The following is a 25,968-nucleotide window of genomic DNA, read 5'->3' as shown; positions in this document are numbered from 1 at the left end:
CGGGAGGGGATGATCGGGTGGGTGTGGAATCCCGAGACCTATCTGACCTTCGCCGACCATCGGGCCCGGCCGTTCTACGACCTGCTCACGCGCGTTGCGGCAAACGCACCGCGACGGGTGGTCGACCTGGGGTGTGGACCGGGCAACCTGACCGAGACGCTGCTGCTGCGTTGGCCCGGCGCCACGCTGGAGGCCTGGGACAGCTCTCCGGAGATGGTGGCCGCCGCCCAGGCCCGCGGGCTCGAGGCACACGCCGGTGCGATCGAGGATTGGAAACCGCAGCCCGACACCGACGTGGTGGTCTCCAACGCGGCATTGCAGTGGGTGCCCTCGCATCGCGAACTCGTGGTGCGCTGGGCCGGGCAGCTGCCGGCCGGGGCCTGGATCGCCTTCCAGGTGCCGGGCAACTTCGATGCGCCCTCGCACCACGCGGTGCGTGCGCTGGCCCGGCGCGAGCCGTTCATCGAGCCGCTGCGTGATATGCCCTGGCGCGACGTGGGGCAGGTGGACACGCCCGCCGAATACGCCGGACTGCTGACCGATGCGGGCTGCGTGGTGGACGCCTGGGAGACCACCTATGTACACCAATTGGCCGGTGAGACACCGGTTCTGGACTGGATCACGGGGACGGCCCTGACCCAGGTGAAAGGCCGGCTGAACGAAGAGCTGTGGGAGCGATACCGCCAGGCGATCATCCCGATGCTGGCCGAGGCATACCCGAAGCGGGATGACGGCATCACGTTCTTCCCGTTCCGTCGCGTGTTCGTGGTCGCCCAAGTCACGCGGTAGTCATTACCTACGACGTAATCGATTTTCGGACCGGGCTCGGCCAGCATTGCCGTATGCCGACATTCACGACCGCGGATCGCACCGACATCCACTACGCCGACGCCGGGTCCGGGCCGGTCCTGGTCTTCACCCATTCGTGGGGACTCAATTCGGGACAGTGGGACCAGGTCATCGAACACCTGGTGCACAACGGTTTTCGCTGTGTCAGTTACGACCGGCGCGGCCACGGAAGTTCCGGCGCCTACGCCGGCGAGTGGACGGTGGATCTGCTGGCCGACGACCTGGCCGCACTGTTCGATCACCTGGAGCTCGATGGCGCCACGTTGGTGGGGCACTCCCTGGGATGCGGCGAGATCGTGCGCTATCTCAGTCGACACGGGGTGCGCCGGGTGAATCGTGCGGTGCTCGTGGCGCCCCAGCTCCCGATGGTGGTCAAGACCGAAGACAACCCGGACGGCGTCGACGAGGCCATCCTCGAAGGGATGACCGCCGAGCTGGAACGCGATGTGCGGCAATGGTGTGTCGACAACGCGGCGCCCTTCTTCGGGGATCACGCGGTGTCGCCCGAGGTGGTCGAGTGGACCGTGGACCAGGTCGCCGATCTGCCCGTGGCGACTGTCGTCGCCACCCAGCGGATGGGCGCCCACACCGACTACCGCGCCGAGCTTGCCCGCCTCGACCTGCCCGTTCTGGTGATCCAGGGCGATGCCGATGCGTCGACGCCCATCGAGCTGACCGGGCGCCGGACGGTCGCGCTGTTGCCCGATGCGGAGCTCATCGAGATCCCTGGTGCTGCACACGGGCTGTACGTCACCCACGCCGACCGCGTCATCAAATCACTGGTTAGCGGCGGGTGTTGAGCAAGTCGATGACCTGCTGGACCAGGTCGTCGATGACGGCACCGGTGGTGTCGAGCACCAGATCGGGGTTCTCGGGCGCCTCGTAGGGGGCATCGACGCCGGTGAGTCCCTTGAGCTCACCGGACCGGGCCCGCGCGTAGAGCCCCTTGGGATCCCGGCGCTCGCACTCGGCCAGTGACGTAGCGACGTGCACCTCGATGAACGGCAGCTTGGCGGCGTCGTTGAGGGCCCGCGCGGTCTCGCGGTCGGACTTCAGCGGCGATACCAACGAGGCCAGCGCCACCACACCCGCATCGGCCAGCAGCCGGGTCAAATGCCCGACGCGGCGGATGTTCTCGGTGCGGTCACCGGCCGAGAAGCCGAGATCATCGGACAGTCCGTGCCGCAGGTTGTCCCCGTCGAGCAGGTAGGCCACCTGCCCCGATTCGACCAGGGCCCGCTCGACGGCCACCGCCAGCGTGGACTTGCCCGAGGCGGGCAGGCCGGTGAACCAGATGGTGGCGCCGCGCTGTCCGGTGCTGTTCCAGCGGTAGTCGCGGTCCAGCGACGACGGATGCCATTTGATGTCGGACCGGTTGTGCCCGCTGGGCTTGAGCTCACGCGCCTGCAGGATGATTCCGGCGCCGACTGTGTCGTTGGACACCTCGTCGATCAGGATGAACGCACCGTTGTCGCGGTTGTCGGCGTAATTGTCGGCCACCAGCACCGAGCTGGTGCGCAACGTGACCGAGCCGATGTCGTTGAGCGCCAGCTCAACCGGGGACTCGACCTCGTCGAGGGTCTCGGGGTCGAGCTTGGTGTGCAACTCCTGCACTGTCGCCCGCACCGTACGGGTGCCCTGTTTGAGGGCCAGCCGGTCGCCCGCGCGCAGCGGGTTGTCGAAGAACCAGCACACCGTCGCGTCGATCTCGCGGGCCAGCACGGGCGGCACCGTGTCCTCGGAGCCGCTGATGAAGACGTCACCGCGCCCGACGTCGATGTCGTCGGCCAATTCGATCGAAACCGACAGTGGTGCAACGCCTACCGACCGGTCGTCATCGAGGGTGTCCACGGCCGTCACGATCGAGCGGGTGCCGGCCGGCAGGCTCACGACGGGGTCACCGACCGCGAGCGTGCCCGCGGACAGCCGGCCGGTGTAACGGCGGCGTTGTTCCGCGGTCGGCCGGGACACCCACTGCACGGCCAGCCTCAGGTTCGCCGGATCGGCATGCGGCGCCGACAGCTCGATTCCTTCGAGGTACTCGAGCAGGGTGGGCCCGTCGTACCAGGGGGTGTTCTGCGAGCGGTGCACCACGTTGTCACCGAGCTTGGCGGCGATCGGGATGACGGTGAGATCGAGCCCGCCGAGCCGGTCGGCGACCTGTTGCAGCTCACGCTCGACCTCGGCGAACCGGCCTTTGTCGAAGTCGACCAGATCGATCTTGTTCACGGTGGCGACGAAGTGCTTGATGCCCAACAGTTTTGCGATACGGGCATGGCGCCGGGTCTGGCGCAGCACTCCGGCCCGGGCATCCACCAGCAGGATGGCCACGTGCGCATTGGAGGCGCCGGTGAACATGTTGCGGGTGTACCGCTCGTGCCCTGGGGTGTCGGCCAGGATGTAGCTGCGGGTCGCGGTGGAGAAGAACCGGTAGGCCACATCGATGGTGATGCCCTGTTCCCGCTCGGCGCGCAAGCCGTCGGACAGTGCCGCCAGGTCGGCCACACCGTCCGAATCGGTCACGGCCTCAAGATGATCCAGCGGCAGGCTGTCGGTGTCGTGCAGCAGGCGGCCGATCAGGGTGCTCTTGCCGTCATCGACCGAACCGGCGGTGGTGATGCGCAGCAGTTGACGAGTAGACATCAGAAGTAGCCCTCCCGTTTCCGGTCTTCCATCGCGGCGACGGACGTCCGGTCATCGGCGCGGGTCTCGCCGCGCTCGGAGACGGTGGCCGCCGAGATCTCGGTGATCACCCGGTCGATGGTGGTGGCTTCCGACCGGACGGCTCCGGTGATGGTGAGATCGCCGACCGTGCGGTAGCGCACCCACTCGACGGCGGCCCGCTCAGAACCGGCCGGCTGGGCGTACTCCGAGACCGCGAGCAGGATGCCGTCACGTTCGAAGACCTCGCGTTCGTGGGCGAAGTAGATCGACGGCAGCTCAAGGTTTTCCAGTTCGATATAGCGCCAGATGTCCAGCTCGGTCCAGTTCGACAGCGGGAACACCCGTACTTGCTCGCCCTTGCGGATCCGGCCGTTGTACAGCGACCACGGTTCGGGGCGCTGGGCCCGCGGATCCCACTGACCGAACTCGTCACGGAAACTCAGGATGCGTTCCTTGGCACGTGCCCGCTCCTCGTCGCGGCGGGCGCCGCCGAACGCCGCGTCGAATCCGCCGGCCTCCAGTGCGTCGAGCAGCGTGCGGGTCTGCTGCCGGTTACGGGAGGCTCCCGGGCCCGGATCGGCGACCCGTCCACTGTCGATCGTCTCCTGCACCGACCCGACGAGCAGCTTGTGTCCGACGCCGGTGGTGCGGCGGTCCCGGAACTCGATGACTTCCGGGAAGTTGTGCCCGGTGTCCACGTGCAGCACCGGGAACGGCAACGGTGAAGGGCGGAAAGCCTTCTCGGCCAGGCGCAGCAGGACGATGGAGTCCTTGCCCGCGGAGAACAGCAGCACCGGGCGCTGCAATTCGGCGACCACCTCGCGGATGATGTGCACCGCCTCGGCTTCCAGCAGGCGCAGTTCGTCGACATGCAAAAGATCAGTGACCGTCATACCGGCAACCCCTCCTTCTCGGCGTCACTGCGGTAGCGATCCACCCATTCGTCGGACCGCTGGTCGGCCTGGCGTTCCAGCACCGGCTGCGGTGCCAGTCGCGGATCCAGGCCGAGCGCTTCCAGCACTGTGGCCACCACGTTCGTGAGGTTGCGCCACAGGTAGGGATACGGCACGTCGATGGGGGAGATGTTCTCCTCGGCGAACCAGGAGCGCCATCCCTCCTCCTGGGCCTGCAGCATCTTGATCACGTACGCGATGGCGCCGGCGTGGTACTCGGCGCGCGCATCCCGTACCGGATCGGGCCGGCCACGCCAGACCCTGGTCTGCACCGCGCGCCAGAACGAAACCGCCTGAGACACAACGTCGGGACGGTAGACGTGGATCAGCACCGGGTCGCTGCCGATGACGTCGCGGATCGCGGAGAGCAAACCGGGCCCGGAACGCTCGGGAAGGCCCTCGGCGCGCTCCAGCAGCAACGGGGTCTGGTTCCACATCAGCTTGCCGCCCCACACCCCGTTGGGGGTTCGGCCGACCGTGCGGATGTAGTCGCGCCAGATCTCCGACGGGGCCAGGTCCGGCTTTCCTTCGACCAGCGGATCGAGCAGGCGCAGGATCGACTCGTCCTCGACGCCGGCGAACCATTCCCGGGGCTGCGGCGACATGCTGGTGGTCGGCAGGTACTGGAAGAACTCCTGGGGCTCGCCGGCCATACCGGTGGCGCGCAGGGATTCCACCAGCAAGGTGCTGCCGCTGCGCTGGGAAGCGAGCACCAGGTAGGCAGTCGGATGATCTGACATGGGCGAGACTCTAACCATCATTGATTTGCGGCGCCTATTCGAAGAAGCGTCAAGAGTTTTTATTCACCGAGATGAAAACTATTGATGGGTATCGGTGATGCCGCGGTCGGCGGCGATGGCGGATCGGCTGGTGGCGGGACGGCCGTGGATGCTCAGATATGTCTGGGTATAACGCTCCGAAATGCGGGTACCCGCGAATTCAGAGGGTATGACGTCGAGGGTCTTCTGGCGCCAGTCGTTCAGCAATAGGGCGAGGTTCTCCGCGATTGCCTCGTCCTTGTCGGTGGCGTCGGGTCCGAGCAGGTTGTTGCGCTCGGTCGGGTCGGCGACGAGGTCATACAGTTCGCGTTCGGGCCGCGGCGCGAGGACCCGGTCGCCGAGCACCCGTCCGGGTGGGCTGTCGGCGATATCCCACGGCAGGTCCAACAATGGCCGTGCCGCGTAATTCTCGATATAGCTGTATTCCTTTGTGCGGATCGCACGAATGGGGTCGAAAGAATCGTGATAGGTCTTTGTGGTGTACACCTCGGAACGGACTTCATCCGTTTCTTCTGAGGTTGCCGTGAGGTTGCTGGCGTGTGACAGCCCCTCAACGTCGCCGGGGATATCGACGCCGAGCAACTCCAGCAGGGTGGGCAGCAGATCGACCCCACTGAACAACTCGTCATAGCGGCGCGGCGCAACGGCAGAACCCCGCGGTGGACGCACGATGAGCGCGATGCCGGTGCCCGCGTCGTACAACGTCGACTTGGCCCGGGGCAGCGCCGGCCCGTGGTCGGTCATGAAGACCACCCACGTACTCTCGTCGAGGCCGGCGGCGGCCAAGGCGTCGAGCAGTTCGCCGACCTTCGCGTCAGCTACCGCGATCGACCCGTAGAACTCGGCGAGATCGTCGCGCACGTCCCTGGTGTCGGGCAGGTAGTCGGGAACTTCGACGGACACCGAATCGGCCGGTTCGTACCGGTCATGGGGATACGGGCGGTGCGTCTCGAAGAATCCGGCGGTCAGCAGGAATGGTTGTTGCGGAGCATCGGCCAGCCACGCGGTGGCCTGCTCGACGACGTACTCGCAGAACGAATTCGATACGTCGAACTCGGCGTAACCGAGGTTCGCCGGGTACGACGTCTCGTGTTGCATCCCGAACAGTGCGGTGTGCCAACCTGATTCGGCGAGAAGGTGGGGGAGGGTGCGCACTCCGGCGCGGTACTCCCAACCGTGGTGGGCCAGGCCCACCAGGCCGTTGCTCTGCGGGTACCGGCCGGTGAACAGCGAACCCCGGGACGGTGAGCACAGCGGCGCGGTGGCGTGTGCGCGGGTGAACAGGATCCCCTCGGCGGCGAGCCGATCGAGATGTGGGCTGGCCACATCCGGGTGGCCGTACACGCCGAGATAGCGGCCGAGGTCATGCCAGTGCACGACCAGCAGGTTCTGCCGTTGCGGCTCCGTCACGTCACATCCTTTCCGTCTACTCTACGACCGAACAGCCTGAACCTTCCTTCCGCAACCGTTTGGATCACCGAGAGCTACTTATTCGTCGCCGCGTCGTCGGTAGGGTGGAGGCCATGCCGACCGCCACCGAACCTGCTGCGGTCAGCGGCTATGAGGCCCGCTGGGAGCAGCACAACACCGAGCGGCGGGCCCAGATCCTGCAGGCAGCGGTCGCGTTGATCGAGGAGAATCCACCGGGCGCCGAGATCTCGATGGTGCGTATCGCGGATCGTGCCGGGGTGGCGAAGTCGGTGGTATATCGCCAGTTCGCCGGCAAAGAAGAGCTCGAGCGACGTGTCCGGTCGTATGTGTTCGACGACTTCGCGGCGGTTCTCGACACCAACCTCGACGTCAGCAACGGCTCATTGCGCGACATCCTGACCCGCACCGTGGCGGCGGTGGCCGACTGGATGCTCGACCACCCGCGGCTCGACGAGTTCGTCCGGCGTGGGCCGACCTTCGACAGCGATGGCTCATTGGACGCGGTCAGCGAGCTCAAGCTCCGCATGACCAGGCAGTCCGAGGGGATCATCGCCACGATCGCGCAGACCATCGGGGTGGACGACAGCGCGTTCAAGACAGTCCCGTTCGCGGTGGTGACGATGGTGGAAGCCACCTTGTCGGCGTGGACCCGCGGTGCGGCGCCGGAGCGGTCACGGGAAGAACTCGTGACTCACCTGGCCGATTTCGCCTGGTATGTCCTGGACGGTGCGGCGCGCGCGAGCGGGCTGGAGATCAACCGCGATGACGAGTTGACGTCGGTGATCGCCGCGCTGACGAACCGTCAGGCCAGCAGCCCACCGTTGTAATCGGCTATCAGGCTGCGGACGGTCTCCTGCGCACAGGACTTGTTGGTCCCGATGAAACCGGTCGGCCCGCGCTTGATCCACCCGGTGACGAACGCGCCCGGGACGCCCGGCACCCGGCCGCCGTCATTCGGCACCGTGGCAGTGTCGTCGTCGAACGGCAGCCCCGGCACAGGCATACCGCGATACCCGATCGAGGTCAGCACCAGGCCGGCCTCGATGACCTGTTGCAGCCCAGTCGATTTCACCCGGGTCGAACCGTCGGGCGCGGCGACGAGTTCGTTGTGGACGAATTCCACGCCGGTCGCCGCGCACTGGCCGAGGATCGCGGTCGGCGACAACAGGTACTCGAGCACGATCCGGCGATTGCCCGTTCCGTGTGGCCCCGCGCGCAAGATCGCGGACCTGGGGTCCGACGCGGGCAGGGTGCGCAGGTCCTCGTCACGGACGACGACGTCGACACCCGGTGTCGAGCACAGTCCGACCAGTTCGGGGACCGTGAACGCGGACTGCTCGATCCCGCGCCGGCCCACCACGACCACCTCTTCGATCGCACTGTCGCGCAGAGCTTTCAGTGCGTGCGGCGCGATCTCGGTGTCCGCCAGTAGGTCCGGGTCGATGGTGAGGATGCGAGCCACGTCGAGGGCGACGTTGCCGTTGCCGACAATGACCGCGCGACGGTGGGATAGGTCGAAGGACCGGCCGGTGTGATCAGGATGGTCGTTGTACCAGGCGACGAACTCGGTGGCCGAGGTGACGCCGGGCAGCTCGATGCCCGGGATGTCGAGGCGCCGGTCCGTCGAGGCACCGACGGCGTAGATGACGGCGTGATGCTCATTCAGCAGGTCGTCATGGGTGACGTGGCTGCCGATCTCGACACCGAGCCGCATCTCCAGACGTGGGTCGGCGGCGATGTGGTCGAACTGGCGGGTCACCCCGCGGGTTCGTCGATGATCGGGTGCCACCCCGAAACGGGCCAAACCGTATGGCCGGGTGAGCCGTTCGTAGATCCGGACCCGGGCACCGGGAATGGTCAACACCTCTTCGGCGGCGTACATCGCGGCCGGTCCGGATCCGACGATCGCGACGCGCAGGTCAGCGCCGGTACGAACCTCGAGCGGAGGGACCACCGGCGCCAGAATCGGCCTGGGCCGGGGCGTGGCGTAGAAATCGGCGTTCATCGTGGCGAACACGTCCTCCGCGCCGGTCAGCTTGGTGTGCGGTTTGATCGCGTCCACCGGGCATGCCGTCACACACGCCCCGCAGTCGACGCACTCGACAGGGTCGACGTAGAGCATCTGCGCGGTGTGGAAGTCGGGTTCGTCGGGTGTGGGGTGGATGCAGTTGACCGGGCAGGCGTAGACGCACGACGCGTCGCTGCAGCAGGACTGCGTGATGACGTGGGGCATCAGGCGAGGGCAACCGCTTCGCGGTCCGGCACACCGCGGTAGCGGGCGGCCTCGCCGTCGATTCCGCAGCGTTTCCACACCCACCGGCCGACTCGGTTCATCAAGCCGAGTTCCTCGCTGAGGGAACGCATTTCGCCGAAGTAGCCGGACAAGATCTTGCGTGAGTGCGGGCTGCGCCAGAACGCATCCTTGATCACCGCGCGCGGGATCCCGAACTCCTCGCCGAACGACTTCGGGGGAGCCACGATCTCGTGTGCCAGCCAGCGCAGCGTCAGCGGGAATGCGACGCTCGCGAACGCCTTCATCCGCCACGACCGTTCCGGCAGATGGGTTTTGAGGAATTCGTGCGCCCACGAGATGTGGCGTGCCTCTTCGGCGATGTGGATCTGCATGGTCCGCAGCACCGCGGGCGGAATGTTGGCGCCCTCGCGGATCAGGCCCTTTTGGAAATGATCGATCGGCTCCTCACCGGCCAGGATGCCCGCCATGAACGCGGTGGGGGAGTACTGGCCGACCAGGCCGATGTACGGCGACAACCGGCGGAACAGCGGCCGCATGCCCGGCACGTCTACACCGCTGCGGTTGACCAGCTCCTGGAACATCTGGATGTGGTTGCACTCCTCGGTCATCTCGTGCAACGCGTAGCGGAACTCGGGGGAGTTGTTGGGCAGCTTCATGATGAACGCCATCAACCCGCGGATGAGGATGCTCTCGAAGGCGGCGCCGACCTTGACCGAGTTGAGGGTCCGCCAGCGGCCGATCTCGATCTGCCGGGCCAGCGGCTGGGACTGGTACCACGCGGTGGCGCCGAGCGGGTCGACGTTCGGTGACAGCACCCAGCGAGGATCGTCGAGGTCGATGGCCAAATCGGGGGAGTCCCACGCGATGTCCAGGTAGGGGTCGAAGCGGCGGCGCACGGAACCTTCGGACAGCGTCTGCAACAGATCCTGGTAGTCCGCATCCAGAGGTGCGGCGTCGGACGAGGTGGAAGCCATGGCGACAATTTACCGAGACTTCGGGTCCCGGTAAATAGCGAATTGCGCGGACCTACGGGTGGTACGGCACCCCGACCGCGCGGAACACGTATTCCGCCCCCACATCGAAGGCCATGGTTCGGCGTGGCAGTTGTGACAGGACCTCGTCCGGTATCGCGGTCTTGTAGTGCAGTGACAAATGGCCGTGGCAGCGCCGGTCGATCTCGGCCACATCGGCCGTGAGCGTGAGCCCGGACGGGTCGAGCTCGGCGTGCATCGCACCGATCTGGGGCGCCGACCACGGCTGGTCGATGCTGCGACCGGCAAGCATGGGCAGGGTGGACATGGTGGCGAGCGCGCGGTAGTTCGTCAGGACCAGCGCACCGGCGTAGCTTGCGACGCTGCCCGTAGACCGTTTGCCCGGGATCGTTCCCGTGAAGCGCCTGGTCACCGGGACGTATTCGGCGAGAAAGAGGATGCCTTCGGCTTCGGCTTCGGCCCGCAGACCCTCCGGAAGAGCGCCGATGTGCATCAGCTTTCGCAGGATCAGTGCCATGTCTTCGACGGTAGCGCGCAAACATGGCAAATCGGTTGGAGCTGGTAGAGATGATCTGGTGAAAACCGGGGCCAGGTGGCTGATCGTGAGCGCGGTAGTGGCTGTCGCGGTGTTCGCGGCGCTGTGGATCGGCTACGCGATGCAGTGGACTTGGCTGGCCGACCTGGACGACGCCGGGCTGGCAGGCCCGTACCGGTACGGCGCGGCGCACCCCGCCTGGGTGACGGCATGGGACGTGTTCTGCACGGCGCTCGGCCCGTTTGCGTTCCGGTTGGTGGGCCTGGTGATGATCGTGGTCGCATTGGTACGGCGGCGACGGCGCATCGCGCTGTTCCTGCTCTTGACGGTTGAGCTCAGTGCGGTGACGACCGAGCTGGCCAAGTTTCTGGTGGACCGTCCGCGCCCGGCCACCGCACTGGTCCACGCGCTCTCGACCTCGTTCCCGTCTGGGCACGCGCTGGGCGTGATGGTCTCGGTGCTGGCCGTGTCGGTCGTCGCGTGGCCGACGCTTCACCCGCGACTGCGGGGCTGGTGGGTGGCGGCCGGGGTGCTCGTGGTCGTCGCCATCGGGGTGGGGCGGGTCGTGCTCAACGTCCACCACCCCTCGGATGTGGTGGCGGGCTGGGCACTGGGTTACGCCTGGTTCGTGGCGGTCTACCTGCTGTGCCCGCCGTATCCGGCAACCGTCACGGCAGTGGACGAAACACCGGCAGCGCCCGGTAACGCACGCTGAAACTGGCCTCGCTGAGCGCCTCGCCGACCTCGCCGTCATGGGCCACGGTGGTGGGCCCGTCGACGGCGACGAATCGGAACTGCGGCACCTGTAGCTCGTGATACAGCGGGCTGCGTTCGAGCCGGCCCAGGGCGACAGCCGTCGCGATGCGCAGGCGGCTGAAGCGTCGCCCGGTCTCAAGGATCCGCACGTCGATCAGCCCGTCGTCGAGGCGTGGGCGCTGAGACGGCGCGAATCCGGACGGGAAGTACGTCGAGTTGCCCAGGAAGAACAACTCGGTCTCCAGGGTCTTGTTGTCGTAGCTGATCCGGACCGGCGCTTCCCGGCGCAGCGTGAGGTACAGCGCGTACATCCCGGCCAACCGCTTGCCCATCCGGTGCTCGAGCCTCTCCCGCGTGCGCACGTACTTCGGGTAGGCGCCGATGCTGGCGGTGTTGATCACCATGCGTTCCTCATTGAGGCAGACCAGGTCGACATAGGCCGCGGAGCCTTCGGTGATCGCCTTGACTGTCTGGGCCACCGATTCGCAGCCGATGTCCTTGGCGAAGTGGTTGAACGTCCCGCCGGGGAACACCGCAAGCGGAACACCCGCGTCGACGGCGATGCCTGCCGCGCATGCCACCGTGCCGTCGCCGCCCCCCACCGCGAGCACGTCGGTACGGGCGGCGGTCTCCCGCAACACCTCCTCGATGTCATCGTCATCGCCGAGTTCGATGATCTCCGCGTGTGGCAAGGCCTTTCGGACCTCATCGATGATTCGCGCGCCGGTCCCGTCGCCGGAGGCCGGGTTGATCACCAGTGCGACGCCGGCGCCGTCCGGCCGGGGCTCGGTGGGGAACCGTAGTGGATCGGACTTCGGCAGTGTGGCAGCGGGGACGGTGGGTACGACGCGGGCGCCGAGGACCGCGATCGCGGCGCCGATGCCGAATCCGGCGAACACGTCACCGGGATAGTGCGCACCGGTGGCGACCCGGGACAACCCGACCAGGCCGGCCAGCAGCGCCAACGGCAGGCCGGCCGCCGGGGACTCCAGGCCGACCCCCACCGCGAAGGCCGCCGCGCTCGCAGAGTGGCCCGACGGCAGTGAATGCGATGTCGGCATCCGCCGGATCCGCCGCGCCACCGGGATCAGGCGGTGATCCGGCCGGGGCCGCTGCCAGATCCGCTTGGCCACCTGATTGGTCAGCAGGCTCGTCACCGCCAGGCTGACCACACCGCGCGCGACCCCGCGCCGCACCGACGTGCTGCCCAGCGCGCCCATTGCGACCGCGATGCCAAACCACAGCTTGGAATGGTCTGCAGCCCTGGTCAGCCTGGGCATCACGGCGTCCAGTAGCGGGCTCGGTGACTCGGCCACCGCCTCGAAGACCTCGCGGTCCAGCGTTCCCAGTCCCTTGCCGATCGCGCGCACGTCCATGGCGCCAACGTAACCGTCGCGACCGGATCGTGCTTCAAGCTTTATCCGGACGAGAGGGACGGCGACGACGATGGACGGATGCGCCGACTGCTTGCCCTGCTGTGTGCCGGGGTGTTGGCACTGGCATGCGCACCCACCGCGGGTGCCGTCGACCCACCCTGGTTCGCCCCCTCGGTCGGCAACGCCACCCAGGTGATTTCGGTTGTCGGCGTGGGTGGTTCGAAGGCCAAGATGGATGTCTGGCAACGCGGGCCCGCAGGATGGCAGCCGATCGGCGCCGGGATACCGGCCCACATCGGCGCCAATGGCATGGCCCCGGAGACCCATGACGGTGAAATGAAGACGCCCATGGGCGTTTTCACCCTCGACTTCGCGTTCGGTACCGCACCCAATCCGGGTGGTGGCCTGCAGTACGTCCAGGTCGGCCCCGACCACTGGTGGGACGGCGACATGAAGAGCCCGACCTACAACACCATGCAGGTGTGTCAGAAGGCGCAGTGCCCGTTCAACACCGACCCGAGCAGCGGGACGGAGAACCTGCAGATTCCCCAGTACAAGCACGCTGTGGTGATGGGCGTCAACAAGGCCAGGGTGCCCGGCAACGGCGGCGCGTTCTTCGTGCACACCACCGATGGCGGGCCCACGGCGGGCTGCGTCGCGATCGATGACGCCACCTTGGTGAAGATCATGCAGTGGCTACGGCCAGGCGCCGTGATCGCCGTCGCGAAGTAGCCGTCAGATATTAAGGGCGGTACCGGGTTCCAGCTTGAAGTTGAGTCCCTCCAACGACAGCGTGGCGTCGTAGGTGCGGTCGTATCCGGTGCCGCTGATCTTCCAGCCGTCGGCGGTCTTCCGGTAGCGGTCGTGATAGAACGCCGAGCCGAACAGCATGAAATTCATGCTGGGGACGATCACCCGGTCCTGGAGGTACCAGGTGGCGGTCGCCTCGTCGCCGTTCACCTCGATCTCCGGGTGCGCGACGCGATGCTCGGTGATGACCTCGGGGCCCAACGAGCTCTTCATGTACTCGACCAGTGAGTCGCGGTCGGTGAAATGCAGCGTCTTGCCCATGGACTGCCCGTAGTCGCCGGCGATGTCCTCGGTGAGGGTGTCGGCGAACTCGTCCCAGTGCTTGGTATCGAGGGCACGTAGGTACCGGTATTTGACTTGCTTGATGTCGTCGATGTCACCCATGCCCGACATTTGAGCACACCGCGTGCGGGTGCAATACCCTCTGTGTCCACTGTGAGGAACGTGAAGGGTGTTGCGGCGGAGCGGCCAAGTCCGGCCGCGCTTAGAGGCGTTGATGTCAAAGAGCTTTGGGCGACGGCGCCGTGGGTGTAAGTACCCTCCCGGACACTGCGACGAATGTGTAGAATTTTGCGGCCGAGATGCGGTTTCGGCGCGAGGAGCTACACATTCGTCGCAGGGGCTGGGGTACATCTGCCCGACTCTGCGCACTCGCCGCCAAATGGTTGCCAGGCCGTCCATCTAGTCTGTATCGACGGTGACCATCGCTGTTCCTGTGTGCCGCATTAGCGTTGCTCATGTGATCAAAAGTGCACCGGCGGAACGTGCTTGGCCTGGCCGTTGCGGAGTGTCGGACAGCCCGGGGGCTCTGCTGCGGCTATCGTGGCGTGCGTTATGAGCGGCCCGTTGGGGTTGTCGATCGGGACCACCAACTTGGTTGCGGCGCGTGTCGGCAATCAACCTGTCAGCCGGCGTTCGGTGTTGACCTTGTCGACAGACCGGACGCCGCAAGTCGGCATGCCCGAATCCGGTTCAGGTGTCACCTTGAGCGGATTTGTCGAGCGGGTCGGCGATCCCGTGCCCCTCGTGGCTCCTGACGGCGCGTCCTATCCTGCTGACACCCTGCTGGTCGAGGCCCTCGATGCGATGGTGGAGCTCGCCGGCGGACCCTCCGATCAGATGGCCATCGCCGTGCCCGCGCACTGGGGAGCGCCCACACTGCGTGCCCTGCGCAATGCGCTGCGCACGAATCCCAGCTTCTCCCGCGACGGGAGGCCACCGCGACTCGTCCCCGACGCCGTCGCCTCACTGGCCGCCCTGCGCGCCAACCCGGGCCTGCCGGCCAACGGCGTGGTGGCGCTACTGGACTTCGGTGGCGGCGGTACCAGCATCACGCTGGCCGACGCCGCGTCGGCGTTCGAGCCGATCGACGAGACCACCCGCTATCCCGATTTCTCCGGTGACCAGATCGACCAGGCGCTGCTGACACATGTGCTCGAGGGTGTCGCGCAGGCCGGCGGCATCGATCCGGCAGGCACCGCGGCGGTCGGGTCGCTGGCCCGGTTGCGTGAGGAATGCCGTCAGGCCAAGGAACGCTTGTCGGCGGACACCGCGACCGATCTCGGGGTCGAACTGCCGGGTTACTCGGCCACTGTGCGGGTGACCCGCACAGAACTCGAGTCGCTGATGCGGGCTCCGCTCGCCGGTGTGCTGGGCGAGCTGGAAAAAGCGTTGGAGCGCAACGGGATCGGCTGGCCGGCGGTCTCGGCGGTGGTGACCATCGGCGGCGGTGCCAGCATTCCCCTGGTCACCCAACAGCTTTCGGAGCATTCGCAGGCCGTGGTGGTGACCACTCCGCAGCCCGCGCTGGACGCCGCGATCGGTGCGGCCTTGTCGGCTGCCTACCTCGCCGATGCCGATGCGCAGACCGGTATGGCGCCCACCCTGGGTGTGGCGGCCGTGGCACCGACGGCCGGAATCCCTTCCGGCGCAGAGGGTTCAGAGGGTTCCTCCACGTTCCGCGCGTTGGCCTGGTCTGAAGATGACGCGGGCGACGACGTGGTGCCCTACACCGGGCCCGACCTGGTGGACTCCTACGGCAGCGAGACCGCGGCGCGTCCGGCCGTGCAGTACGTGCCCCCGACGGGTCCGATCGAACAGCCGGGCGGGGGCTGGCAGCGGTTGCCGCTGACCGTTTTCGCGGTGGCCGCGGCGCTGGTCGTCGTCGCCATCGGTGGGGTCACGTACGCGCTGACCAGTGCGACGGGCACCGCGCCGAGTTCGGAGGTCAAGCCGCCCGAGCCCAAGCCGCTGCCTCCGCAGGAGCTGGCGCCCAGCCCGGTCGAAGCCCCACCGCCGGCCCCTGTCGAGCCGCCACCCGCGCCCGAGCCCGTCACCCAGGCGCCGCCGCCGGTCACGGTGACGCAGGCGCCGCCACCGCCGGTGACGGAGACGCGTGTCGTCACGCAGACAACCACGCCTCCTCCCGTCACGACCACCACGACGACAACGACAACGACCACCACGACGCCGCCGACGACCACCACGACGACGCCGACCACGACCACCACGACGACGAACCCGATGACGACGACGTACGTCACGGTGCCGTTCGTCCCGGTGCCGATTCCGATCCAGGTGCCCAACCGGGGAGAGACACAAAACCCCTATCCGCAGCAGCCGCAGTACCCGTACCAGCAGCAGCCGCAGAATCCGTTCCAGCCTTATCCGTGACGAAATACGCTTGAGCGGGCTACCTTTCGATCAACAATCGGGAGGCACCATGAACCGCATCCATGCCGTCGTCGTCGGCGTCATCACCGCCTGTGTGTCGGCCGCTCCGGCTGCAGCAACCCCCGCCGAAGGCGACGTGGTGCGCACCGATCTCGGTAAAGGCACCACCACTGCGCCGATCTGGGTGGTCACCGCAGGACAGCCCACCACGTTGTATGTGCAGAGCCTGTTGCTCAAACCCGGAGCCGGCAGCGGTTGGCATGCCCATTCCGGTCCCGAACAGTCGGTGATCAACGAGGGTGCGGTGGTAGTGCAAACCGCGGCCGACTGTGCACCCGTGGAGTACACGGCGGGCCAGGCGGTGGTCGTTCCGGCCGGGGTGCCCCATCGGGTGACCAATGAGGGAACCACCGACGCCGATGTCGTGGTGACCTACACCCTGCCCGCCGACGCCCCGGTGCGTGACGACGCGCCAGCCCTGTGTCCCTAGCTGCGGAAACACATCTGATACCGCGAAACTTTGGGCAGGGGTCCGGTATCGGGGTAAGAGTTCGGTTAAGGTTCTGCTGTGCCTGAGATGGATCGTCGCAGTGTGATGTTCATGATGGGTCTGGGGGTGGCAGCGGCTGCATTGCCCGGCCCGGCCGGCTCCCCGCCGGACCCGGCGTGGTGGCACCTGGTGCCCGAGCGCGAGACCATCAAGAATCCGGTCGAGTGGGACAAGCCGTTCAACATGGGCCGCTACGTCACCGATACCGAGCACGCGTTCCAGGACGGCAAGGGCAACCTGGTGATCCGTGCGACGCGCGGCCCGGGCACCACCATCCAGGAGAAGTACGCCAGCGCCAAGGTCGTCGGAAACTGGCGCGGTGGCATCGGCACGACCTGGGAGGCCCGGGTCAAGCTCAACTGCCTGACCGACGGCGCCTGGCCCGCGTTCTGGCTCCTCAACGACGATCCCGTCCGCGGCGGCGAGGTCGACCTGGTGGAGTGGTACGGCAACCGTGACTGGCCCTCAGGCAGCACGGTGCACGCCCGTCTGGACGGTGAATCGTTCGCCACCGACCCGCACCCCATCGACAGCGGGTGGCACACCTGGCGGATGTCGTGGACGCCGACAGGCATGTACTTCTGGAAGGACTATGCCCCCGGCATGGAACCTTTCTTCACGGTTCCGGCGAACTCGTTGGACGACTGGCCTTTCAATGACCCGGGCTACACGCTGGTTCCGGTGTTCAACATCGCCGTCGGTGGCTCGGGCGGCCGCGATCCGAGTGGCGGCAACTACCCGGCCGAGATGCTGGTCGACTGGATCCGCGTCTTCCAGGGCTGATTTTCTTTCGCGCCGAGACTACGGGTTATGTCGTGTTTTCAGTGATTTCACGTCAGAACCCGTAGTTTCGGCGTTTAGGGACAGATTGCTGTCCGGAGCTTGCCCGAAGGCGGAGAGCGTAACGCCGACGCGATCTGCTTGAGCGGCACCGGGGAGACGACGAGTGCTTCCCACGGATACTGCTCGCGGGTGCGGTCGAGGAAGTCGACGGCCTGATGCAGGTGCCGGGGCTCGTAGTTGTGGACGCCGGTGATGGTCAGCCATTGCCGCACAACGGTTTCCGGATCAACCGCCAATGCCGGCCCAGGGGTGACCGAACCCGCTAGCACCAGGGTGCCGCCGATGTCGAGACGGCCCAGCGCGGCACTGACCGCCGCGGAAGAACCGGTGTAGTCGATGGCGACATCGACCGGCCCTCCGTCGGACGCGCGGCCGCCGAAGTCCGGCACCAGCGCCATGCGGTCGGCGTTGCGGTCGACGACCTGGACGTCGGCTCCAGCCGCTGTGCACGCCGCGACCGCGGTCAGGCCCAGCATGCCCGCTCCGTTGATGAGTACGTGTCGACCAGTCAGTTCACCGGCGGCTTCCAAGGTGGCCATCACCGTCGCCGTCGCGCACGCGGCCGGCGCGGCGACCGCATCGGAAAGCGTCTCGGGGACAACGGCGATCGTGGTTCCGCGAGGCAGAACCAGGTGTGCGGCATAGGAACCGGACAACGGCCAGTCCCCGTCGAACGGCTCGTGGCCCACCTTGCGTACGGACAGACACTTGGCGCTCAGGCCGGACCGGCAGCGGTTGCACACGCCGCAGACCACTGTCACCGACCAGATAATGCGTTGGCCGACTGGGATATCCGCTCCCGCGCCGACGGCGACGACATCGCCGACGGCCTCATGGCCCAGGACTGACGGGCAGGCCGCGCTGCGTCGGCCGGTGACGGTGTGCAGGTCGCTGCCGCAGACCGTGGCCAACCGCACCCGGACCAGCACCTCCCCCGGACCGAGGTCGGGGATCGGCACCGTGCGTACGTCGACGCCGGAGCCCGTCCAGACCGCGGCGGCCGTCACACGAGCTGGGATCGGATCCATCCGGACAACCTTTCGATGGCGTAGACGATGACGAAGATGACGATGACGATGGCGCCGGCAACATCGAAGTTCAGCGTGCGGATCGATTCGAACAGCAGGTAGCCGACACCGCCCGCGCCGACGATGCCCAGGATGGTGGAGGTTCGCACGTTCACGTCGAACAGGTACAGGCTGGATCCGACCATCGCGGGCATGGCTTGCGGAATCACCGCGGCGAACAACGTCTTCCACCAGCCGCCCCCGACCGACCGGACGGCCTCCAGCGGTCCGGGATCGATCTCCTCGACGGCGTCGGCGACCAGTTTGGCCAGGAAGCCGATCGATCCGATGGCCAGTGCACAGGTGCCGGCGACCGGTCCCAGCCCCAATGCCGCGACGAACACCACGGCCAGGATCAGTTCGGGCACGGACCGCACCAACAGGATCCAGCCACGGGCCCCCCAGTAGACCGCGGGATGGGGAGTGACGTTGCGGGCGGCCAGGATGCCGACCGGGATCGACAGCACGACACCGATGGCCGTCGACACCACACCGATCGCGACGGTTTGACCTGCGGCGGCGAGCAATTCGCTGCCGAGAGCCGAGAAGTTGGGCGGGATCATCCGCGCGAACACTTCAACGGCAGGCCCCACCCAGGTGATCAGGGACACCGGATTGATCTTGAGTACCACCAACGCCGCCACGCAGACCCCGATCAGGGCCCCGCCCAACACGAACCGCGCAGCGCGCTCCCGGGCCGGGTTCGATTGCGCGGAATCGAGCAGCATCCGGCGGATGACGATGGACAGCAGTTCCATGGCGGCGATGATCGCGAGGATGACGCAGGCGATGCCCAGTGCGCGCGGATAGATCAGACCCCGCAAGGCATCCTGCAATGCGAAGCCGATGCCTCCGGCGCCGACGAAGCCGAGCACCACCGACATCCGCAGGTTGATGTCGATGCGGTAGATGAAGGTGGCGATCCAGGACGGCACGACCTGAGGGACGACGGCGTTGAGCATCTCGCGGAAATAGCCGACACCAGTGCTGCGCACCGCCTCACGTGGGCCCGGGTCGGTCTGCTCGATGGCATCGGCGAACACCTTGCCGAGCATGCCGATGGAATGGATGGCCAGCGCGAGAATGCCCGGGAGTACGCCGATTCCGAGGGCACGGACGAACAGCACGGCGAACAGCAGGTCCGGCATGGCTCGGCAGAACGTGATGATCGCCCGCGCCACGGTCTGTACGGCCGGATGCGGTGTGGTGTTGCGGGCGGCCAGGAAGGCCAGCGGCACGGAGGCTATCGCCGCGAGTACCGTCCCCAGCACGGCCATCAGCAGGGTCTCGACCGCCAGTCCGCCGATGCGCCCCGGATCGTCCAGTCGCGGCGGGATCATCCGCTCCAGCAGCGCGACGACTTCGTCGAACCCGTCCAGAAGCGTGGCGGGGGCGAAGTCGATCGACCAGGCGGCGACGATCGTCGCCAGCACAGCGGCGACCGCGACCAGGTGCAACAGGCCGGGCAGCGGCCTGCGCTCAGGGACCGGCGGGGCGGACGGGGCCGGGCGCTCGGTGAGGTCGGTGCTCACGACGGCCGGGCCGCCGAATGCGCTGCGGGGTCGACGCGTTGGTAGATCTCCATGACGTCGTCGCGGGACATCCCGACCGCAGGCCGGTCCAGGATCTTCTGGCCGTTGCGCAGACCGACCAGACGGTGCGCCCAGCCCAACGCCAGGTCCACCTGGTGCAGCGTGCACACCACGGTCAGCTTCTCCTCGATACACACCCGGAACAGCAGATCCATGACGACGCCGGCGTTCTCGGGATCCAGCGAGGCGACGGGCTCGTCGGCCAGCAGCAGGCCGGGCTTCTGCATCAGCGTGCGGGCGATCGCGACCCGCTGCTGTTGGCCGCCGGAGAGGGTGTCGGCGCGCCGCTCGGCGTAGTCGGCCAGGCCGACCCGGTCCAGATAGGTCAGGGCTTCGGCGCGCATCGCCGTGGGGTAGGTCAGCGCGCCGTAGCGGGGGAGGCGCAGCTGGCCGAGGCCGCCGATCAGGACGTTCTCCAGGCAGCTCAACCGCCCGACGAGATTGAAGTGCTGGAACACGAACCCCACGTTGCGGCGCAGTGCGCGTAGCTGTTTGGCCGATGCGGTGTCGACATGGGTGCCGCCGACCTCGACGCTGCCCGACGTCACGGGGTGCAGCCCGTTGAGGCAGCGCAGCAGGGTGGACTTGCCGGACCCGGACAGGCCGAGCAGCACCAGCATCTCGCTGCGCCGCACCTCGAGACTGACGTGGTCCAGGGCCAGGGTGTCGCCGAATCGTTTGGTGACGTCGCGGGCGATGACGACGAGATCATCGCCCGCGACGGGGTGGTGGGGTCCGCTGGTGCTCATCGGGCTTCAGCCCTTGCACTTCTCGGAGCCGGTGACGTCGCAGACGTGGCGCACGCCGCTGTAGTCCGAATCCTCGACCGGCACGAAGCCCCAGGCGCGCTCGTCGGTGATCCGGCAGGCGTCGCCTTGGCAGAAACCTTCTGCCTCAAGGTTGGGCACGTTGACCTTGTCGGCGAAGAGGGTCTTGAGCTTGCCGATGGCTTCGCTGCCCAGCGAGTCGTTGGCCGCGAACACCGACCCGGCGATCGTCTCCGACTTCCACACCGTCTTGAGCTGACCGGGTTTGAGGTCGCCCTTGGCGATCATGGTCTTGTCCACCATGGTGTCGAACGCGAAGCCGGCATCGCAGTCGCCGTTCGCGATCGCCAGCGCGGAGGAATCGTGGCCCCCGGCGAAGATCGGGGACATCGCCGCGGACAGGTCGCCCTCGGAGCCGGACTTGATCACTCCGGCTTCGATCAGCCCGGCGGTCGGGTACAGGAATCCCGACGTCGAGCTCGGGTCCACGAAGCAGACCTTCTTGCCGGCAAAGTCCTTGAGGCCGTTGATGTTCGCCTCACCACTGCGGGTCAGACCGTAGGACTGGTAGCCGGGCTTGGCGCCCTGATCCTGGATCACCGCCCCGACCGGGGTGATCTTGGCTCCGTTGACACCGGCGACGACGTAGGCGAACGGCCCGAAGAAGGCGAGGTCGACGTTGTTGGCGATGATGCCCTCGACCACCCCCGCATAGTCGGAGGCCTGCACGAACTCCACCTTGGCGCCGGTCTCCTTCTCCAGCAGCTTGATCAGCGGCTGGTAGCTGGCCTTGAGGTCAGTGGAGTTCTCGGCCGGAATCGCGGCCAGGGTGAGGGTCTGCGGGAAGCCCTGGGCGGTCCTGGCGTCGGACTGGGAATCGGAGCCGGAACAGCCGGACAACACGAGCGCGGTACAGGCGGCTGCCACGGCAGCGATGCGAGCAGAGGAACGCGGAGTGCGGAACTTCATGGCGCGCGGGACCTTTCGGGGCGGGGTCGGTTGACGGGCAGTGCGCCGACGGAGGGGTGCCACTGCCATGCCCCACACCCTGTGTGTTGGTCTATACCAGCGGGTGCATCCAAGTTGGCGAGGAGGTTAACAACACGGCAAGTCTTGGTCTATACCAAGGCTTGGTACTGTGAGCGGGTGTCCGCGAGTGCAGAACCCCGGGTTCTCAAGCACCAGGTTGTCCGCGCGCAACTGGAGCGACTGCTCGACGACCTGGAGGTCGGAGACCCCTTCCCCGCGGAGCGGGAGATTGCCGAGCGATTCGACGTCGCCCGTGAGACAGTCCGGCAGGCGTTGCGAGAGTTGTTGTTGGCCGGACGTATTGAACGTCGTGGCAGAACCACCATCGTCGCGGCGCCCAAGATCCTGCAGCCCTTGTCCATGGGTTCCTACACCGAGGCCGCCAAAGAGCAGGGCCGCAGCGGCGGACGCATCCTGGTCGGCTGGAGCGACCTCGTCGCCGACGACGTCCTGGCGGGACAGCTCGCCATCGAGGTGGGCGCACCCATCCTGCAGCTCGAACGCGTCCTGACCACCGACGGCATCCGGGTGGGCCTGGAGACCACCAAGCTGCCGGCCGCGCGATACCCGGGTTTACGGGAGGCTTTCGACTACCGCGAGTCGCTCTACGCTGAGATCCGCAGCCGGGGCATTCATTTCGAGCGGACTGTCGACACCATCGAGACGGCACTGCCGGATGCACGGGAATCGGCACTGCTCACCGTGGACAGTCGGACACCCATGTTTCTGCTCAACCGTGTGTCGTATGACCAGGACGGAATTCCGATCGAGCAGCGGCGCTCCCTGTATCGGGGTGACCGGATGACTTTCACCGCGGTGATGACCGCGCCATAGAGCCGGATGGGCAGAGCAATCGACCCTCGCCCGGCCGCCAAGCGAGGGTCGATTGTGTCTGTGCTACTTGGCATCCCCCGAGTTTCCGGTACCGGAACTCTTATCGGCACCGGTGGACGCGCTCGCTGGCGCCTTCTCGGGCTTGGCGAATGCCTTCTTGACGTTCTCGCCAATCTTGTTGACGGTGGCAGAAATTCCGTCGCGAACATCGGAGGCCACCTTCGCCGCAGGCCTGTTGGCCTTGCCGAGGGTGCCGAGCTTTCCGGGAACGGCGACGAGACTCTCGCGCACGGCGGGTTTGACTGTTTCCACTGAAGTGTCAGAGTCGACTGCGGCCGGATCTGCTTCGGTTGCGTCTGTCGCCGATGACGCTGCCGGATCGCTCACTGTTGTGCCGCTTGCGGTTTCGCTCACATGTTCAGCGATAGGCGCCTCGATTGCGGGAGCCTCGACAGTGGGCAGTGACAGCGCAGGCACCTTCGAGGTCACCATGGTCGTGAGCTCTTCGGGGTCAGGCGGCGGTGGGTTGAGGATGTCGCGGAACTGTTGGCGCGTGGAGTCGAAGGAGAACCTCCACATATCGACGGCGCCGAGTGCCTTGGTCGCGATGTTGGCGATGCCGTGCTGGACGACGTTGACGATCTGGGCGGGATCACCGGTCGGCACTGCCTTCACGAGTTCGTCCAGGGTGCCCGTCACCGCGCCGATGACGCCGTACACCGACAAGAGCTGCCCGGGGCCGAGTGACCAGGCGCCCATGATGGCGGCATTGGTCAACTTCCCGGCGACCTCGAACTGCGATTGCACGAAGCCTTGGAACTTCAGAAGCTGGGTGAACGTGGTGAAGAACGGTCCGATGGCAATGGGCATGAACGCGCCAACCGCTCCGGTGAAATCGCCGGCTGCGATCTTTTGAGCGTAGGTGGTGAGTGCTCCCGGGAGGGCGGTCAACAGCCCTGAGTAAGACTGGCCGAGTGCATTGGCCATGTCGCCGAGCGTCTTGCCGTCCGCCAACAACTTTCCGACCAGTCCGTTGACGATGGGGAACGGATCGTCGAGTTCGGCTTGGACGGCGTTCTGGACGACAGTGGTTGCCGCGGTGAACACCGGGGCGAAGACCTCGATGGGGTTGTCGATAGCTGCGGTGAGCTGGACTGCATGGGCCTGGATTGTTGGTGGGGGCGCAGCAACCGGTGTGGCTGCGATAATGCTGGCGCCGACGAGGGCGACGCCGGCGGTCACATAGGGGCGTAGAGCGAGCGTCAACTCGGTCTCCTTCGCGAACAGCGGGGACGTCAGCTGTTGCTGACGGCGCGAAGGTATCTGGAAAGTCGCCGAACGACATTCGCATTATTTTTCGCGTTTGAATAGTTGACCCGGGCGCCCGCGCGCCGTGCGTCAGCGGAGATTGCGGTAGGTACTGGGCGACACTCCCACGCGATGCCGGAACGCGGTGGCAAAATGATTCGGTGTCGAGAACCCCACGATCGCGCTGATCTCGGTGACGGTGCGCGGTGTGTTCAGTAGCAACGTCTTGGCGCGGTCGATCCGAAGGTCCAATAAGTACTGGTATGGCGTGGTGTGAAACGCTGCGCGGAACGCTTTGATAAAGCCGCCCACCGACATCTTTGCATGCCGCGCAAGCGTTTCGAGGCTGATCTCTGAGTCCATGCTGTCCTCGAGGAACTCGACGATTCTCGCGCGGGTAGCAGAATCCAGTATGTTGGCCCGGTACTCCGTGCGCCGCTGCACCGCCTCGGCATAGTTGTCGGTTATCAAAAGTCTCAGGGTTTCCCCGATCGACTCCGTGAGTAGGCGCGCGAGCGCGTCATCACGTTCGGCAACGTCGTAGATACGTTCCACCATCTGATGGACCAGTGGGTCGTGATGCTTGACGCGCGGAATCAACGTCGTCTCGCCGAGTAGGTGATCCGGAATGGCGATCTCGCAGTATTCGGCGGTGTCGCCTTCGACCAACGACGCGCACTTGTCGCCGGCCGGCACCACCCACATGTCACCCACGCTCGGCAGCGCTCGGCCCGAGGGGCCCCAGTCCAGATCGGTCTCCATCGACCGCAGGCGTCCGGCGCGGTGCACGAAGACCAGATGGCGGGAGCCATCGAAACAACACCAGTCGGTCGTGGTGTCGATCTGCTCAGTGGCGAATCGCAGCGACATGCCGCGGGTGGTTACGGCTCTTTCGCCCAACACGACGCGCCGGGTGAGCGGCCGGTCGTCGTTCCACAGCTTCATCGCCACACGAAACAACCTCCTGGGCGACTTGCGACCGCGTAAATCTGGAGAGGAGCGTAGCGACGGGTGGCGCGCCGTGGCGGTGTTTTTGAATTTATGCACCCGTCACCACGCTGAAAGGCGCCCTTAAGAACACCGTGCGCCCGTGACCAATTCGTGACCTTTGACCTGCAAAAACACGCCGCAAATGTGCTTGACAGTCAGTTAAGGAAACTCTCAGAACGGGGGAGTGGTTGCTGCGACCCGTGAGAAGTGCCCGTATGGTGCCCGTGTGGGCCGACACGCATTAGCTAGCCCCAGCCAGCGCAAACTGCCGGCTGTAGCGGCTGCGATCATTGCGCCGGTCGCTGCGTTCTTCGCCGGCGGCAGCGCTGCTCCTGCATCCCCGTTTTCCGACACCGTCAAACCTGTCGCCGCGCCTGCGCCGGCCCCCGAGACGCCGTGCTGCATGGAGATCGTGGCCGCGCCGTCGGCGTCCACGTCGACGGTTGTCGCACAGACCGTGAGCCTGAGCGCAGGGCAGGCGCCGCCTGCAACGGCCTCTCGCTGGCGCGTCATCAACATCCCGCAGCTGCTGCCCATCGGTGACGCCCCGGAGCGCGGCCTGCAGGTCAAAACCATCCTCGCGTCCCGGGCCGTCAGCGCCGACTTCCCCGAGATCCGCGACATCGGCGGCGTTCGTCCGGACGCACTGCGCTGGCACCCCAACGGCTTGGCCCTCGACGTGATGATCCCCAACCCGAGCAGTGCGCACGGCATCGACCTCGGCAACCGCATCGTCGCGTACGCACTGAAGAACGCCGACCGGTTCGCCCTGCAGGACGCCATCTGGCGGGGTACGTACTACACGCCCGACGGCGGGGCGAAGTCCGGCGGCTACGGCCACTACGACCACGTCCACCTGACTACCAAGGGTGGCGGCTACCCGACCGGCGGCGAGCTCTACCTGCGCTGAGTCGTG

Annotated in this window: 25 protein-coding genes; 10 read left to right on the top strand and 15 right to left on the bottom strand. The window is 66.6% G+C overall.

Features of this window, described 5'->3' with window-relative positions; all coding sequences use genetic code 11:
* Positions 1-21: 21 nt before the first annotated feature.
* Both EH231_RS28105 and EH231_RS28100 read left to right on the top strand, forming a co-directional pair.
* A complete protein-coding gene (locus tag EH231_RS28105; protein ID WP_090424800.1) occupies positions 22-789 on the top strand; it encodes a trans-aconitate 2-methyltransferase in 768 nt (255 codons plus the stop codon).
* A 53-nt stretch (positions 790-842) separates the two neighbouring features.
* The gene (locus EH231_RS28100) at positions 843-1,649 is read left to right on the top strand and encodes an alpha/beta fold hydrolase (RefSeq protein ID WP_090424035.1); all 807 of its coding nucleotides are present in this window, start codon (positions 843-845) and stop codon (positions 1,647-1,649) included.
* Here the strand turns inward: EH231_RS28100 and cysC are convergent.
* From cysC to EH231_RS28080, 4 genes are all read right to left on the bottom strand, one after another.
* Entirely contained in the window at positions 1,633-3,492 is a 1,860-nt protein-coding gene (gene cysC, locus EH231_RS28095) for a sulfate adenylyltransferase subunit CysN (protein WP_090424036.1), read from the bottom strand. The two genes, EH231_RS28100 and cysC, sit on opposite strands and share 17 nt — an antisense overlap.
* The gene (cysD, locus tag EH231_RS28090; protein WP_090424037.1) at positions 3,492-4,406 is read right to left on the bottom strand and encodes a sulfate adenylyltransferase subunit CysD; all 915 of its coding nucleotides are present in this window, start codon (positions 4,404-4,406) and stop codon (positions 3,492-3,494) included. Before cysD ends, cysC begins: the two co-directional genes overlap by 1 nt.
* On the bottom strand, positions 4,403-5,206 hold the full coding sequence (stf0, locus tag EH231_RS28085) for a trehalose 2-sulfotransferase (RefSeq protein WP_090424038.1): 804 nt from the start codon (positions 5,204-5,206) through the stop codon (positions 4,403-4,405). Before stf0 ends, cysD begins: the two co-directional genes overlap by 4 nt.
* 78 nt (positions 5,207-5,284) lie before the next feature.
* Complete coding sequence (locus EH231_RS28080; RefSeq protein ID WP_090424039.1) at positions 5,285-6,655, bottom strand: sulfatase family protein; 1,371 nt, start codon at positions 6,653-6,655, stop codon at positions 5,285-5,287.
* Positions 6,656-6,768: 113 nt separating this feature from the next.
* On the opposite strand from EH231_RS28080, the gene EH231_RS28075 reads away from it, so the two are divergent.
* Complete coding sequence (locus tag EH231_RS28075) at positions 6,769-7,503, top strand: TetR/AcrR family transcriptional regulator (protein ID WP_090424801.1); 735 nt, start codon at positions 6,769-6,771, stop codon at positions 7,501-7,503.
* Here the strand turns inward: EH231_RS28075 and EH231_RS28070 are convergent.
* From EH231_RS28070 to EH231_RS28060, 3 genes are read right to left on the bottom strand one after another with little or no spacing between them, the layout of a single operon-like run.
* The gene (locus EH231_RS28070) at positions 7,479-8,909 is read right to left on the bottom strand and encodes an FAD-dependent oxidoreductase (protein ID WP_090424040.1); all 1,431 of its coding nucleotides are present in this window, start codon (positions 8,907-8,909) and stop codon (positions 7,479-7,481) included. The two genes, EH231_RS28075 and EH231_RS28070, sit on opposite strands and share 25 nt — an antisense overlap.
* Positions 8,909-9,904 carry an AurF N-oxygenase family protein gene (locus EH231_RS28065; RefSeq protein ID WP_090424041.1) on the bottom strand — a complete coding sequence of 332 codons (996 nt, stop codon included), beginning with the start codon at positions 9,902-9,904 and terminating at the stop codon, positions 8,909-8,911. Before EH231_RS28065 ends, EH231_RS28070 begins: the two co-directional genes overlap by 1 nt.
* Before the next feature lie 52 nt (positions 9,905-9,956).
* Positions 9,957-10,439 (bottom strand): hypothetical protein, encoded by a 483-nt coding sequence (locus EH231_RS28060; protein WP_090424042.1) that lies wholly within the window; start codon positions 10,437-10,439, stop codon positions 9,957-9,959.
* Between the two features lie 58 nt (positions 10,440-10,497).
* Between EH231_RS28060 and EH231_RS28055 the strand changes: the two genes are divergently transcribed.
* A complete protein-coding gene (locus EH231_RS28055; protein ID WP_241177817.1) occupies positions 10,498-11,172 on the top strand; it encodes a phosphatase PAP2 family protein in 675 nt (224 codons plus the stop codon).
* Here the strand turns inward: EH231_RS28055 and EH231_RS28050 are convergent.
* The gene (locus EH231_RS28050; protein WP_090424044.1) at positions 11,126-12,589 is read right to left on the bottom strand and encodes a bifunctional phosphatase PAP2/diacylglycerol kinase family protein; all 1,464 of its coding nucleotides are present in this window, start codon (positions 12,587-12,589) and stop codon (positions 11,126-11,128) included. The two genes, EH231_RS28055 and EH231_RS28050, sit on opposite strands and share 47 nt — an antisense overlap.
* A gap of 78 nt (positions 12,590-12,667) precedes the next feature.
* Between EH231_RS28050 and EH231_RS28045 the strand changes: the two genes are divergently transcribed.
* Complete coding sequence (locus tag EH231_RS28045; protein WP_090424045.1) at positions 12,668-13,321, top strand: L,D-transpeptidase family protein; 654 nt, start codon at positions 12,668-12,670, stop codon at positions 13,319-13,321.
* A 3-nt stretch (positions 13,322-13,324) separates the two neighbouring features.
* Here the strand turns inward: EH231_RS28045 and EH231_RS28040 are convergent, their stop codons facing one another.
* Positions 13,325-13,783, bottom strand: coding sequence for a nuclear transport factor 2 family protein (locus tag EH231_RS28040; protein WP_170856150.1), 459 nt, complete (start codon positions 13,781-13,783; stop codon positions 13,325-13,327).
* A 450-nt stretch (positions 13,784-14,233) separates the two neighbouring features.
* Here EH231_RS28040 and EH231_RS28035 point away from each other — a divergent pair, with 450 nt between their 5' ends.
* From EH231_RS28035 to EH231_RS28025, 3 genes are all read left to right on the top strand, one after another.
* Positions 14,234-16,072, top strand: coding sequence for an Hsp70 family protein (locus tag EH231_RS28035; protein ID WP_090424047.1), 1,839 nt, complete (start codon positions 14,234-14,236; stop codon positions 16,070-16,072).
* 49 nt (positions 16,073-16,121) lie between these two features.
* Positions 16,122-16,562, top strand: coding sequence for a cupin domain-containing protein (locus EH231_RS28030; RefSeq protein WP_090424048.1), 441 nt, complete (start codon positions 16,122-16,124; stop codon positions 16,560-16,562).
* Positions 16,563-16,649: 87 nt separating this feature from the next.
* Positions 16,650-17,405 carry a glycoside hydrolase family 16 protein gene (locus EH231_RS28025; RefSeq protein ID WP_164481263.1) on the top strand — a complete coding sequence of 252 codons (756 nt, stop codon included), beginning with the start codon at positions 16,650-16,652 and terminating at the stop codon, positions 17,403-17,405.
* Between the two features lie 74 nt (positions 17,406-17,479).
* On the opposite strand, the gene EH231_RS28020 is transcribed toward EH231_RS28025, so the two are convergent.
* Genes EH231_RS28020 through EH231_RS28005 form a run of 4 tightly spaced genes read right to left on the bottom strand, consistent with a single transcriptional unit; the run spans position 17,480 to position 21,860 of the window.
* A complete protein-coding gene (locus tag EH231_RS28020) occupies positions 17,480-18,493 on the bottom strand; it encodes a zinc-binding dehydrogenase (protein ID WP_090424049.1) in 1,014 nt (337 codons plus the stop codon).
* Positions 18,469-20,064 (bottom strand): phosphonate ABC transporter, permease protein PhnE, encoded by a 1,596-nt coding sequence (gene phnE, locus EH231_RS28015; RefSeq protein ID WP_090424050.1) that lies wholly within the window; start codon positions 20,062-20,064, stop codon positions 18,469-18,471. The genes EH231_RS28020 and phnE overlap by 25 nt, the downstream gene beginning before the upstream one ends.
* Complete coding sequence (gene phnC, locus EH231_RS28010; protein ID WP_090424051.1) at positions 20,061-20,873, bottom strand: phosphonate ABC transporter ATP-binding protein; 813 nt, start codon at positions 20,871-20,873, stop codon at positions 20,061-20,063. Before phnC ends, phnE begins: the two co-directional genes overlap by 4 nt.
* 6 nt (positions 20,874-20,879) lie before the next feature.
* Entirely contained in the window at positions 20,880-21,860 is a 981-nt protein-coding gene (locus EH231_RS28005) for a phosphate/phosphite/phosphonate ABC transporter substrate-binding protein (protein WP_090424052.1), read from the bottom strand.
* A 177-nt stretch (positions 21,861-22,037) separates the two neighbouring features.
* Between EH231_RS28005 and EH231_RS28000 the strand changes: the two genes are divergently transcribed.
* Complete coding sequence (locus tag EH231_RS28000; RefSeq protein ID WP_090424053.1) at positions 22,038-22,754, top strand: GntR family transcriptional regulator; 717 nt, start codon at positions 22,038-22,040, stop codon at positions 22,752-22,754.
* Positions 22,755-22,817: 63 nt separating this feature from the next.
* Here the strand turns inward: EH231_RS28000 and EH231_RS27995 are convergent, their stop codons facing one another.
* Both EH231_RS27995 and EH231_RS27990 read right to left on the bottom strand, forming a co-directional pair.
* Positions 22,818-24,020 carry a hypothetical protein gene (locus tag EH231_RS27995; RefSeq protein ID WP_124713782.1) on the bottom strand — a complete coding sequence of 401 codons (1,203 nt, stop codon included), beginning with the start codon at positions 24,018-24,020 and terminating at the stop codon, positions 22,818-22,820.
* Between the two features lie 132 nt (positions 24,021-24,152).
* Positions 24,153-25,007: a helix-turn-helix transcriptional regulator gene (locus tag EH231_RS27990; RefSeq protein ID WP_090424055.1), complete on the bottom strand. Its 855-nt coding sequence runs from the start codon at positions 25,005-25,007 to the stop codon at positions 24,153-24,155.
* A gap of 271 nt (positions 25,008-25,278) precedes the next feature.
* On the opposite strand from EH231_RS27990, the gene EH231_RS27985 reads away from it, so the two are divergent.
* Positions 25,279-25,962, top strand: a complete 684-nt coding sequence (locus tag EH231_RS27985; RefSeq protein ID WP_090424056.1) for a VldE C-terminal domain-containing protein — start codon at positions 25,279-25,281, stop codon at positions 25,960-25,962.
* Positions 25,963-25,968 lie beyond the last annotated feature (6 nt).

This window comes from Mycolicibacterium nivoides, from assembly GCF_003855255.1.
GTDB classification, from domain to species: domain Bacteria; phylum Actinomycetota; class Actinomycetes; order Mycobacteriales; family Mycobacteriaceae; genus Mycobacterium; species Mycobacterium nivoides.
The sequence above is the reverse complement of the archived record's forward strand: the minus strand, read 5'-3'. Positions and strand labels throughout refer to the sequence as shown.